Genomic DNA, 12,525 nt, shown 5'->3' with positions numbered 1-12,525 from the left:
CCGCCGCGTCACGTCGCGTCGACGGTCAGTGCAGGGGCGTCCAGTGTTCGGCGGCTTCGTCCAGGCCGGGGAACTCGGGGTTGTCCCAGACCAGGCATCCCCAGACGACGCCCGGCACGTCCGGGCCCATACCGTCCGCGGGGCCCTCGGTGAGGGTACGGTGGACGGCTTCGAGGTAGGCGGCGACCGACGGGTACTCCGGTTTCCGCACCGGTTCGTCGAGCAGTGACCACTTGCCCACGCCGTCCTCCCCGGCGTAGTGGCCCTGCAGCGGCCCGGCCTCGTCGCCGGTCAGCCAGGGCACCACGCGGGCGCCGCCCCAGGTGTCGCGGCCGCCCGGCGCGGGGAGGCGAGGGCCCAGCGCCTGCTCGGGGGTGAAGAGGATGCCGCCGGGGAGGAAGGCGCCGGAGCTGATCTCGCCGAGGTCCTCGTCCTCCTCGACGTGCTGGTGTGCCACGCCGCCGCAAAGACGCCACAACTGCCGCAGTTCGGAAGGCAGTTCGAACCCGAGACGCTCGCGCAGGAGAGTGTCGGCGCGTTCGATCCCGGCCTCGGGCGCGGGTGGCAGGAGTGAGGCGTGCGAGACGGGCGCGTGCTCGGCGAGCCATGCGGTGATGTTCCGCCAGGCCGCCTCGACGCGACCGGGGGCGGCAGTGTGTTCGACAGGCATGCGGCCAACCGTAGTGCAGCCCGGCCCGGTCGGACCCGCATGCCCCACCGGGCCAGGGGCCACGTCGCGCTCGTCGGCGACGCGGCGTACGCGCCCTCGTTCCTCACCGGGCAGGGTTCGAGCCTTGCGCTGGCCGGCGCCTGCACGCCCCCGGCGCCCTGGCCACGAACCGGGCCCACACCGCGGCCCTCGCCGCCCGTGAACGCGACACGCGCGCGTTCGCCGCCATGCATCAGGCGCTGGTCGACAACGGCGCGCCCACGCTCTGCCGGCCGGCCCCGGGTCAGTCCCCCCGGCCGCCGACTCACGCCTCGCATCTCACGCCTCATGACCCACGCCTCACGAGGAACGGCTGAACGATGCCCCCTCGGTCGGCCGTGTCGCCCGGGCCACCGTCACCGACCACCTCCGCGGAATCCGTTCCCTCGTGACGATCGCCGTTCTGCTGCCGACCTCAGGTCCACAGGAGGAGCCCGCCGCCTACGGAACCAGGCCCGACGCCCGCCGGTTCGGGACCGTGCTGGCGGCCGGGGCCCTGTCCGCCACTGGGGCGTTCACGGGATACACCTGCATCGTGAAATTCCTGGGCGACGTGAGCGGGTTCTCCCCGAGCGCGGTCAACGCCCTGTTCGCGATTCTCGGTGCTGCGTGTCTGGCCGGGGTGAGCATCACCGGGGCGTTGCTGGACCGCTCTCCGCAGACCGCGCTGATCACTGCCGTAGTCACGCAGACGGTGGGCATGCTCGGCCTGTACGCGTCCGGCAGCCAACCCGTGGCGGCGGCGGTGTTCATGGTGCTGATGGGCGGTGCGCTCGGCCCGGTGTTCATGATTACCCAGAACGAGATGCTGCATTGCGCACCGGGCCGCACGGAACTCGCACTCGCTGCGAACTCCGGTGCGTACGACGCCGGTATCGCGGCGGGCGCCGTGCTCGGGGGACTGGTCCTTCGGCTCGCCGACGTGCGGGGCACTTTCCTGTCCGGCGGGCTGCTGACCGTCGGGGCCTGCGCGGTGCTGCTCGGCGGGAGGCTGCTGCCCGGCAGTGGCGGCAAAAAGTCACGCCTCTGACAGCACAGCGACGGCGGCCCCGCTCCGGCCCAGTCCGTGCGCCCTGCCCCGGACGACGACTTCGACACGAACGCGATGTCGGTGGGGCCGCTGCGAATGTCCGTGGCGAGACGTACGGTACGCAGGCACGAGCACTGGAGGGGAGATCATGGGCGACTGGTTCCAGACGATCGTCGACACCGAGGCCACGCCGGAGGAGGCGCAGGGGCTCGCGGCGAACATACTCGACTGGCTGATTGCAGACGGCTTCATCTCAGCGGAACGTACCGACTGCGTCCTCGGCGCCGACGCCGGGCACGCGCCAGGGACGCGTTACGGCGAAGCCGTCGAGGATCCTGATCCCGAGCTGGTCAACATGTGGAGCAACGGCCTGCACGTCACCGTAGGGCGTACGGTCTTCGATGCTGGTCAGGGCGAACCCTCGGCCGTCACCTGCCCGCACTGCGCAGCGGAGATGACCCTCGTCGACGAGCACTGGTCGCTCATCGAGGAGAGGTGGGCCCGGTTCAGCGACGCAGTGGGCTCCTGGGCCGAGGGTCACGATGCGCCCGTCGCTTGCCCCTCCTGCGGCCGGACAGCTCCCGTGCACACGTGGCACTGGGCCGACGACCACTTCGCGTTTGGTCATCTCGGCTTCACGTTCTGGAACTGGCCCCAACTGCGCCCCGAGTTCGTCGTGGACTTCTCACGCCGTCTCCATGGCCACCGCACCGTACTGCTCGAAGGCAAGCTCTGACAGGGCATGAAGAGTGAAGAGGTCCGAGCCTTCACCGTCCTGTTCGATGAAGCCGAAGCTCTTTCCGAGTTGAACCACTTGACGGTACCGCTGGCCGTGCTGTCGATCCCTCTGAAGATCGCTGTGGTGGCGGCCGTGCAGCTGCCGGACGCGATCCCTTCTGTGCCGTCACCCGGTGCTCGTGTCGGCCGTCTCACTGGGCGGGCCGTGGATCGCAGTTGCCGTCAGGGTCATGACGGCGAGGTCGTCGCGCAGCCGTTCGCCCCACCAGCGGTGGGCGTCGTCCATCAGCGCGGTTGCTACGTTCCCGGCGACAGCCGGCTCATCAGTCGGCGGCAGGGAGGCGACGATGGCAGCGAGGTCTTCCGGATCGCGCTGGTCTGCGGCGCCGGCTCCTTCGGTGAAGCCGTCTGTGTAGAGCACCAGTGTGTCGCCGGGTCGTAGTTCCACATCGGTGACCGGGTGGCGTGGCGTCTCCAGTACGCCCAGCAGGGTGCCCCGTGTCTCCAGAGGTGCGGTGTCGCCATTCGCTCGGCGCACGAGCGGGGCGGGGTGGCCGGCGCTGGCGATCTGGAGGCGGGCGGGAGTGCGGGTGGCGTCGATGACCACGTAAACGAGGGTGCAGAAGGGGGTGTTCTGGCGGCGCAACGCGGTGTTGATCAGGTTCAGGACGTGGGCGGGGTCGCTGGTGTGCTGGGCGGCGGTCCACAGGGTGTGGCGGACCAGGCCGGTGATGGCGGCCGCGTCGGGGCCTTTGCCGCAGACGTCTCCCAGGACCAGGACGTGGCGGCCGTCGGGGGCGGTGAAGGCGTCGTAGAAGTCACCGCCGATGTTCAGACCCTGGCTGAAGGGGGCGTAGCGGGCCGCTAGGTCGAAGCCCGGCAGGTCGGGCAGGCGTGGTGGAAGCAGAGGACGTTCGAGGGCACGGGTTGCCTCCCCCAGACGGTTGAGCAGGCGGTCCTGCTGGGTGCCGACGGCTATCTGGTCTGCGATGTTCTCCAAGGTGGCGAGGACGGAGGCGGGCAGCGCCAGGCGCGTGGTCAGCGACAGTACGCCGAGCAGCTCCCCACCGGAGACGAGAGGGAAAGCGGCGAAAGAGCCACGGCCGCCCGAAGGTTGAGGGGCGTGCGGGTCGGTGCGGGGTGGGACGTCCAATCGCGGGCGGCGTGCCGCGACGACCTGTTCCACCAGGACGCGCTGAGCCGTTTGGCAGGACGTGTCGGGAGTTTCGGCATCGTTCTCGGCGCAGATGGCGTGGACCAGTTCGCCGCGTGTGTTCAGGGTCCAGACGCACACGCGGTCGGCGCCCAGGCGGTCGGTGGCGGCTCGCACGCACCGGTGCAGGCGCTCTTTGAGTGGTCCTGGCGCCGTCATGGCGGCGGCGACTTCGGTGGTGAGCAGGGCGTGGCTGGTGCGTTCGGCGAGTTTGCGCTGGGCGTGCAGGCGGTCGGTGACATCCTCGGTGAGAACGAGGGTGCGGCTGCGTCCCTCGGTGTCCACCACCTGCCGTACAGCCATGCTCAGGGCCTGGGAGGTGCCGTCGCCACGGACGCGTTCGAAGACCGCGTCCGGTTCGGCATCCCCGGGTGGTCCCGAGGCAGCCAGATAGCGGTGCAGTACCGTGCGCTGGTCCTCGGGGAACAGGTCGGTCACCGGCCGGTGCAGCGCATCCGGCTCTGTCAATTCCAAGATGTCGGCGGCCCGAGGGTTCCAGGCGACGACCGCGTCACCGTCCAGCATGAGCACACCAATCGGAGCCTGGGACAGGAACTGCCCCAGCAGCCGCTCCCCCAGCTGCCGGTCGATCGACGCACCCGTAGACAGGTGCTGCTGGGCCGCGGCCTGCGCCGCGACGTGCGCACGGCGGTAGCTGAGCTGCTGCAGCAGCTCCCTCACTACATGGGGCATCCGCAGTGCTGCCTGGCTGCCCTTCACACGGCGCACGACATCGTCGGGAAACAGCAGCGGAAGCACGGCGAGCTTCTGCTCCGTGGCAGGGACGGCCGTCACGGCGACTGCCAGGTCCGCGGGGTGCGGCCGCAGGGAGTGGACGACGCCGACGGGCGCCGTGACCGTCTCCCCGACCACGACCACCGTCGGCCGACGCCGGCCGGGGGTTCCGCCGGTGTAGGCCAGCACGTCCTCGGCCGTGGTCTGGATGATGTCGGTCGTTGCGGCCAGGTCGGCGGTGATGGCGGTGACTGTCCCCAGCGGGACGTCGACGAGCAGCAGCAGGGGCAGACCGTGGCTCATCGTGTCAGCCCTCAAGGAGCGGTTCGTCCAGCAGGGCCCTGCCGGTCCACACCCGCAGCAGGTCGGTCACGGGGGACATCACGTGCGCGGCGCGGGCGTCGCGCAGCAGGCGGTGCAGGGGCGAGTCCTCGCCGTAGCCAATGCCGCCGACCAGGGTCAGGGCGTCGTTGACAGTCGTCTCGGCAGCCTCGGCCACCTCGGCTTTGGCAGAGGCCAGCCCCAGCAGGGCATCCGGACTGCCGATCTCCGCCTCTGCGGCGGCGTGGTAGATCAGCCGTCGAGTGCGTTCCACGCGGGCCCACATCGTGCCCAGCCGGTGCTGCACAACCGGCTGCCCGGCCGCGGAACGACCTCCGCGCGCCCCCTTGCGTCGCAGCAGATGGGAACGAGCCTCCTCCAGGGCCGCCGCCGCGACACCGAGGTAGGTGCCGGCCATGGCCATCAGGAAATGAGGGGCGACGACATTGAAGACGTACCAGATCTCATCGCCCTCCTCTCCCAGGAGGCACCAGTCGGCGATCTCGGCTCCTCGCAGCTCCAGCCCACGCGAAGCGTTGCCGCGCATGCCGAAACCCTGCCATGGCGAGCCCCACTCCAGCCCCGGCACGGTGGCGTCGACCACCGTGCAGGAAAACTGTCCCGGCGGCGTGCCCGGTCCGGCGGCCAAGGTGGACAGGACATAGGAATCCGCGTGGCCGGCATTGGTCACGAAGCTCTTCGCTCCGGTCAGCCGCAGCCGGTCCTCCGCCACCCGCTCCATACGGGTCTGCGGCAGCCAGAACTCGCCACCCGTCCCCGGCTCCGACAAGGCCAGAGTCGTCAAATGCTCACCGGCGGCGATCGGTTCCAGGTAGCGCTCCCGCTGTCGGCAGCTGGCCTTCGCAGCGATCACCGCCGAGCCGACGAGGTGCATACCGAAACAGATCGACGTCGAGGCGCAGGCCCGCCCCGTCGCCTCACCGACCTGCGCCACCGCCAGCAGCCCGTGCCCCATCCCCCCGCACTCGGTCGGCACCACCAGTCCGCCCAGCCGGGACCGCAGCGCCGCCATACCCTTCTCCGGCCATCTCCGGTGCTCATCCACGGCCGCAGCCTCCGGGGCCAGAACCTGCTCACCGATCTCCCGCGCCATGGACACCGCAGCCCCGAGCTCTACCCGCATAACCGCTGCACTCCGTAACCTCACCAGGCCCGGTCGACCACGTCGGCGGGCACGACATTCCTCCCCTCGGCGCACTACTGCCAGACGCCCACCCCCCAACCTTATGCGTACGCACGGCCACCGAATCTGATTCGTCCTTGGGGCTGCCTGGACGGTCTCACGCGGCCTGTACCGTTCGACGGGCTCGCTCACCTCTTGTCTTCGAGCTGCGAGCGGACCGATTCGGTGAGCTCGTCCCAGGCGTGTCACAGAGGCTCCTCGAAGTCGGCAAGTCGTACGACGCTCGAAGAAGGGCTGAGGCTCTTGCTGTCGCTCGCGACCTGTCGGGCGAACCAGTGAGAAGCGATTCTGGCGCTCCCGCACAGCGCCCCGTGCGCGTGCCGGGCTGGTGCCGAAGGCCACCGCGCCACACGGTCGGCCCTGCGGTGAGCGACTCAACTGACGATCACGTGGCTTCTCGGGGCTCGGGGCGAATGACGGCGCGCACGCAGCCGTCGGTCTTGTGCTTGAACATGTCGTACGCCGTCGGTGCTTGGTCGAGCGAGAGGGTGTGGGTCGCGAGGTGGGCGGTCTCTATCTCGCCGGCGGCCATCAGCTCCAGCAGCTTGGGGATGTAGCGCTGGCCGTGCATCTGGGCGCCGCGCACGGTGAGCCCTTTGTTGATCACCGCGCCGAGCGGGAACTTGTCGACGGCGCCCGCGAAGACGCCCAGGATGAAGACGGTGCCGGCCTTGCGGCAGGCGTGGATGGCCTGGCGTACGGCGGTGGGGCGGTCCGTGCGGAGGCGGAGCTGCTGCTTGGCCTGATCGTAGAGGTGCATCGGTCCGTCGCTGTGGGCCTCCATGCCCACCGCCTCGATGCACACGTCGGGGCCGCGTCCGCCGGTGCGTTCGCGCAGCTCGGCGGCGACGTCCGTGGCGGTGTAGTCGATGGTCTCCGCGCCGGCGTACCGCTCGGTCATCGCCAGCCGCTCCGGGATGCGGTCGATGGAGATGACCCGTTCCGCACCCTTCAGGATCGCGGCCCTGGCGGCCATCTGGCCCACCGCGCCGCAGCCCCAGACCGCGACCACGTCACCGGGCTTCACCCCGGCCAGGTCGGCGCCCATCCACCCGGTGGGGACCGAGTCGGAGAGGAACAGGGCACTGGTGTCGTCGATGCCCTCGGGCACGGAAAAGGCGCCGTAGTCGGCGAAGGGCACGCGGACGTACTCGGCGTGGCTGCCGCGCAGGCCGCCCATCGCGTGCGAGTAGCCGAAGATACCGGCGGCCTCGTAGCCGAACAGAGCCTGGCCGAAGCCGGGGTTGGTGTTGGTGTTGTCGCACAGGGACCACAGGTCGTTGGCGCAGTACCAGCAGCGCCCGCAGCCGATGAACGAGCAGACGACGACCCGGTCGCCCACGTTGTGCCGGCGCACGGCGGGGCCGGTCTCCACGACCTCGCCGACGAACTCGTGGCCGATCACGTCCCCGGCGCGCATGGCCGGGATGTAGCCGCCGATGAGATGCAGGTCGGAGCCGCAGGTCGTGCCCGCGATCAGTCGCACGATGATGTCCTGGTCGTTGCGCAGCTCCGGGTCGGGTACCTGCTCGACGGACAGCTTGTTCACGCCTTCCCAGCACAGCGCCTTCACAGCACTCCCTCCCCACCGGAGCGGCGGGTGAACACCTCGACCAGCTTGCCGCCCGGCGTGGGACGGGTCGTGGGCGGCGCGTCGGGCCGCATGACCTCACCGGCCTCCAGCAGCGCCTTGGCGTCACGCAACGCGCGCCGCAGTTCCTGACGCGGGTCCCGTCCCGCCAGACGCGCGGGCACGGAGGCCGATGCGGCGGGCACCGGCTCCTTGAACCGTGCGGCCAGCTCCGTGCCGCGGTCACCCGGTGCCGGCCGGATCTGAACGTCGATCCGCTCCGCCAGGTCGTCCAAGGGTGACGGCACCTTACCGCCGGAGCTCACGTCCGCGGGCGGCCGGTTGATCGTCACGGTGAGCCAGCGGTCCCCCGCCCGCTCGTCGCCCTGGTGCGACGGCCGGAACCGCCGTACGGCCGCAGCCCCCGCGCCCACGACCGGGACCGTCCACCACAGCTTGTTCATGGAACGCCCTCCGCTCCGGTGCCTGATCGCCACCGTCCGGCGCCGGGTTTCCGAAGCCGCCGGAATGAAACGGCGCGTGCCGCCGGGCGGCCGGCTGGTGCCGGGACAGGTATGCCGTGCAGGCGTGGGTACCCGCCGGCGCATGACGGAGCGCGCGCTGTGGCGGGGACTGGTGGCCGGTACGGGCGGGGTGCTGGTGATGACGCTGGGTGCGGAGGCAGAACAACGGCTGACCGGGCGTCGTGACTCCCAGATGTCCGCCCGGAGCGGCCCACCACCTGCACGCTCAGGCCCTGCTCGGCGGCATGGGCCGGATTCTCAGTGACGCACGCACGTACCGGGGGCGCATGCTGCCTTGGCTCAGCTGTTGCCCATCGCCTTTCGGACGGCGTCCTTCGTACGGTCCATAAGCGCGGCGACCGGTCCGAGCGCCATGTTGGCCGCGCCGGATTGGACCCCGGGGTGCGGCCGGGTGGGTGCCACGGCCTCGGCGGCCTTGATGGCCTTGGCCATGGCAGCAAGGTCCGTGGCGTCGGTGCTGCGGTAGATGTGGGTGAACTCGTAGCGCTCCTCAGCCCGGGCGTGCTCCTGCACGTCCCTGCGCAACGCCTTCAACCGGGGCAGGAAATCCGGGTCGTCGGTGTCCGTCTCGTCCAGGGCCGCGAGGGCCTCCTTGGCGGCCTTTTCCTCGGCGAGGCGGTCCTCGACGACCTGTTCGCCACCCGGCAGCGCGCGTCGGGCAAAGGGATGGACGACTTCTTGTTCGGCGGTCTCGTGCACGGCCAGCAGCCGCACCAGGCGACGGAACGCGTCACGGCGTTCCTCACCGGAGGTGGCCTCGACCTCGTCGAAGAGGTTGCGGATGTCACCGTGCTGACGCTTCAGCAGGGAGACGACGTCGTCGTCCTTGGCCTGGTCGTCCCCGGCGTGCGGGGTGTGCAGCTCGGACATGTCGGCTGCCCCTCCTACTTCTCGCGCTGCGCGGGGTCGGGGTGCTCGCCCTCGGTCTGGACGCGGTACTCCCGGCCGAACATCTGGTCGTGCTCCGTCATGACCCGGTCGCTGGGGGGTGCCTCGCCGCCATGGATCTGCTCCTGCATCCGCTCGAACCGCTCGTGCGCCTCGCGCACGTAGCCGGCACCGAGCGTGGTCAGGTCCATCTGGGTGTCCAGCAGCTCCCGCAGGTAGCCCTTGTTCGGTTCAAAGGTCAGCACGTCGGGCAGCTCGGGAGCCAGCACCGAGGCGGGGTCGCGGCCGTCGTGCCGACGCATCAGGTCGCAGGCGGCGTGCAGGTGCTCCAGTTCCATGTTCAGGTGCAGCTCCCAGATGGCCTTCACCCTGGGGTCGCTCTCCTGCTCCATGAAGGAGTAGTACAGGTAGCACTCGTTGTACTCGTGGTTGACCAGTTGCTCCCACCACGTCTCACCCGGGTCCACGAGCGACTCGTAATGGGTGACGTGCTCCTCCTCGATCAGCCCGATCTCCTGGTAGAGCTGGCGGGCGATCGGCTCCATGTAGGTGGGACCGGTGTTCATGTAGAAGTTCATCGTCTGCTGCTCCGCCGACATGATCGTCAGCGCGTGCAGCTTGGAGAGCGGGTCCGTCTGGTCCTTGGCGTACGGGTCGCGGACGTTGTCGACCGGATCGCGATGGTGGAACCTCGTCGGCCGGCCCGGCATGACCTCGGTCAGGTTGTCGACGATCGACTCCGCCTTGCGGTGCTCGATCATCTCGTACAGGTTCGCGTACCGGTACAGATGGTCGAAGTCCTCCAGCACACCGAACTGGTACGCCTGCTTCAGATACGGGTCCGGCTCCATCCGCGCCACCCACGCCGTCAGGTCCACCGCCACCTGCTCGTAGGCGATCGTCGTCTCCAGCACCGACGACACGCCCGGAAGCAGCCAGTTCACGACCTTCTGCTGCTGCGCCTCGATGTAACGGACCTGCGCCAGCTGCCGCTTCACCTCCGGGTCGACGGTATTGCGGGCCAGCTGGTGGCTGAACAGGATCGCCTCGACCTCGATGCCGTTCATCGTGATGATCCGGCAGCGGGTGTACGGGTCGCAGTGGTCCGGGTCGATCGGGTCCACGTTCAGCTCACGCCAGCTGCGCAGCTGACGGTCCAGCGGGATACCCCGCTGCTCCAGCGGATTGAACGTCATGGGGGTGTCTCCTAGAGGACGAGAGGGGACTCGCGCTCCCCCGGGGGTACCCCCGCTTCAGGAGACGAGCACGGACCATCGCCTCAGTGTGTTCACCATGGGCTCCTTCGAGCCACCGCTCACATCCACGGGCCCCAAGTTTCCCCCAGGCGGGTCAACCGAGAGGACAGCAGGCACGGCGGTGTCTCCACGTGTCACAGAACCGCGGGCCGGTCGTCACCGGGTCCAAGGCGGGCCTGATGTCCTCTCGGGCAGTGGACAAGTCGTTCCCGCAGACCGAGTCGGTCGGCCTCGGTCAGGAAATCCTGGAGGGGCGAGCGGAAGACCGAGTAGTCGTCGTAGTGGACCGGCAGGACGCGGCGGTAGCCGAGACGCCGGGCGAGTTCGGCGCCCTGCGCGCCGTCCATGGTGACGACGAAGCCGCCGGGGAGCCGAGTGCCGCCCAGGTGGAGCACGGCCAGTTCGGCGTCGGGGAAGCGGCGGGCGATCTCGTCGAGCCCGTCGTACAGAAGCGTGTCGCCGGAGAGGTACACCCGGAGGCGGACTGCCCCGTCGCGCGGGCCGAACTCCAGCATGCTGCCCATCACCGGGGGCAGCAGTCGGCGCAGCACGGGTTGCAGGGAGTGCCTGCCGGGAAGTGCCGTGATCCGTACCTGGGAGCGGCCCTGCCGGAAGGTGCAGCTCTCCCAGTCGCGCAGACCGCCGGCCCGGTCGAAGCCCTGCCAGGTGCGCAGGTGCCGGGCGGCGTGGGGGGTGGTGATGATCGGTACCGAACGCTCCAGGTGGCGCCTGGCCCGGCGGTCCCAGTGGTCTCCGTGCAGGTGGGAGAGGACCACCGCGTCCAGCGGCGGAAGGTCTGTCACGTCGACGCCCGGCTCGGTCAGGCGCCGGCTCACGAGTCCGTAGCCCAGATGGGCGCGTTCACCGCGGTGCAGGAAATTCGGGTCCGTGAGCAGCGTCAAGTCGCCGTAGCGCAGAAGCACGGTCGCGGTGCCGATGAAGTGCATGTCGAGGGCGTCGTTGTCAAAGACAGCCATAGGTGTCCTTGCCTGACGGAGGGTCCCGTCCGTCGACTGCGAGTTCCGGAGCCCGTTCGGCCCGGCCCGCCCGGAGTACCCCGCAAGAGGTGAGGCACGCACCCCGCCCATCGTTCCGGCACCGCGCGGGCGCATCTGCTGGGGTGACAGACAGACGGGACGGGGCCCTCCGGGAATGTGCCCCAGCAACCGATCCGAGGGCCTTCTTTCTTGTCCTCTCCGCACGAGCGGAGGTGAGCCATCCGACGCGATGCATGAAAGCGCCAGGCCCGTCCACATGTCCGCCTCCATGGGCAGCCGCGACTGCTACGGCAGCGCTCCGGGCCGACCGCCGGGTGAAGGGCTGGAGCTGCGGGCATCCGCAGCGCATGAGCAAGGATCATCCGGGTAGCCGGGACGATGCTTGACAGGGGAAGGGCCGTCACACCTGGGGAGGTCGAGGCGGCCCTTCCTCATTTTCCGGTCGTGTGCGGACGGTGACCGACGGAAGCATCCCTGGGAGCAATGTGACGTTGTGTAGCCGACCGTCTACTGATTTGGTTGGCGTGCGCCGGCCTTCGGGGGGAATACGTTCACTGTGATGGGGGTGCGGGGGAAATGAGGCAGGATGTGGCCAGTCATGCGCGCGATGAGGGCCAGGCCGCGCCCGGCGACCGCCGGATAGCGGTCTCAGCCGCCTTCGAGGGCAGTGCCGAGATCGCCGAAGCGCGCGGCATGGCTCGTGACTTCCTCACCTCGGTGCAGGGCGTCCACGGGCTGCCGGTATCCGTACGGGCGATGGGCATGGTGCAGTTGGTCGTCAGTGAGCTGGTCACCAACGCCCGGAAATACGCCCCCGGCCCGTGCCTGCTCGACCTGGAGGTCACCGGCGGCGCCGTGACGGTGAGCGTGTGGGACAGCAGCCCTACACTCCCCGCGGTGCTGCCGCCCGACCCGGACCGGGTCGGCCAGCACGGCCTGGAAATCGTCATGGCGGTGTGCCGGACCTTCACGGTCAGCCGGGAGCCGGTCGGCAAGAGGATCACCGCGGCCGTCCAGCTCGCCGACGACCCCGGCGGTGATGCCGCAGGCCGCCAGCCCGCGTGAAGCCGCCCCGTCACGAGCGCTTTTCCCCCACTGCCGGTGCACCTGTCTCCAGAAGGACCTGCACGAAGCCGGTTGTGCGTGCACGTCGAGCCGGCCTTCCGCACTTGCCGTCGTGGCCGGCCTTCCACTCCTGTGGTGAGGGGGCCGTGTCCGCTCGCGGCGCCACAGTGCAGCAGTGCCGGCCCCCGGCAGGCAGCGGGGCCTGCGCACTGACTTGTTCTTTCTGGGCTGTTGACGGGGTTGCTCCGCGGTC

The 12,525-nt window shown here is 69.8% G+C and carries 11 protein-coding genes; 3 read left to right on the top strand and 8 right to left on the bottom strand.

All coding sequences use genetic code 11. The annotated features are described in order from the left end of the window. Positions 1 to 25: 25 nt before the first annotated feature. Positions 26 to 670, bottom strand: coding sequence for a hypothetical protein (locus QC282_RS11620; protein WP_279549197.1), 645 nt, complete (start codon positions 668 to 670; stop codon positions 26 to 28). A gap of 427 nt (positions 671 to 1,097) precedes the next feature. On the opposite strand from QC282_RS11620, the gene QC282_RS11615 reads away from it, so the two are divergent. Next, the gene (locus QC282_RS11615) at positions 1,098 to 1,739 is read left to right on the top strand and encodes an MFS transporter (RefSeq protein ID WP_279549196.1); all 642 of its coding nucleotides are present in this window, start codon (positions 1,098 to 1,100) and stop codon (positions 1,737 to 1,739) included. Between the two features lie 148 nt (positions 1,740 to 1,887). Next, entirely contained in the window at positions 1,888 to 2,475 is a 588-nt protein-coding gene (locus QC282_RS11610) for a hypothetical protein (RefSeq protein ID WP_279549195.1), read from the top strand. Between the two features lie 168 nt (positions 2,476 to 2,643). On the opposite strand, the gene QC282_RS11605 is transcribed toward QC282_RS11610, so the two are convergent. The 7 genes from QC282_RS11605 to QC282_RS11575 form a co-directional block, all read right to left on the bottom strand. Further along, complete coding sequence (locus tag QC282_RS11605) at positions 2,644 to 4,728, bottom strand: SpoIIE family protein phosphatase (RefSeq protein WP_279549194.1); 2,085 nt, start codon at positions 4,726 to 4,728, stop codon at positions 2,644 to 2,646. Positions 4,729 to 4,732: 4 nt separating this feature from the next. After that, positions 4,733 to 5,860, bottom strand: coding sequence for an acyl-CoA/acyl-ACP dehydrogenase (locus QC282_RS11600; protein WP_279549193.1), 1,128 nt, complete (start codon positions 5,858 to 5,860; stop codon positions 4,733 to 4,735). 475 nt (positions 5,861 to 6,335) lie between these two features. Continuing rightward, positions 6,336 to 7,499: a zinc-dependent alcohol dehydrogenase gene (locus tag QC282_RS11595; RefSeq protein WP_336621069.1), complete on the bottom strand. Its 1,164-nt coding sequence runs from the start codon at positions 7,497 to 7,499 to the stop codon at positions 6,336 to 6,338. Between the two features lie 20 nt (positions 7,500 to 7,519). Further along, entirely contained in the window at positions 7,520 to 7,984 is a 465-nt protein-coding gene (locus QC282_RS11590) for a hypothetical protein (protein WP_279549191.1), read from the bottom strand. A gap of 360 nt (positions 7,985 to 8,344) precedes the next feature. Continuing rightward, a complete protein-coding gene (locus QC282_RS11585) occupies positions 8,345 to 8,935 on the bottom strand; it encodes a hemerythrin domain-containing protein (protein ID WP_279549190.1) in 591 nt (196 codons plus the stop codon). 14 nt (positions 8,936 to 8,949) lie between these two features. Then, positions 8,950 to 10,149, bottom strand: a complete 1,200-nt coding sequence (locus QC282_RS11580) for a hypothetical protein (RefSeq protein WP_279549189.1) — start codon at positions 10,147 to 10,149, stop codon at positions 8,950 to 8,952. A 194-nt stretch (positions 10,150 to 10,343) separates the two neighbouring features. Then, positions 10,344 to 11,186, bottom strand: coding sequence for an MBL fold metallo-hydrolase (locus QC282_RS11575; RefSeq protein ID WP_279549188.1), 843 nt, complete (start codon positions 11,184 to 11,186; stop codon positions 10,344 to 10,346). A 609-nt stretch (positions 11,187 to 11,795) separates the two neighbouring features. Here QC282_RS11575 and QC282_RS11570 point away from each other — a divergent pair. Further along, positions 11,796 to 12,272: an ATP-binding protein gene (locus tag QC282_RS11570; RefSeq protein WP_336621068.1), complete on the top strand. Its 477-nt coding sequence runs from the start codon at positions 11,796 to 11,798 to the stop codon at positions 12,270 to 12,272. Positions 12,273 to 12,525 lie beyond the last annotated feature (253 nt).

The sequence above is a fragment of the Streptomyces sp. DH24 genome, assembly GCF_029813775.1.
In the GTDB taxonomy this organism is placed as follows: Bacteria; Actinomycetota; Actinomycetes; order Streptomycetales; family Streptomycetaceae; genus Streptomyces.
Note: the sequence above shows the minus strand (reverse complement) of the source record. Positions and strands in the feature narration are given on the sequence as shown.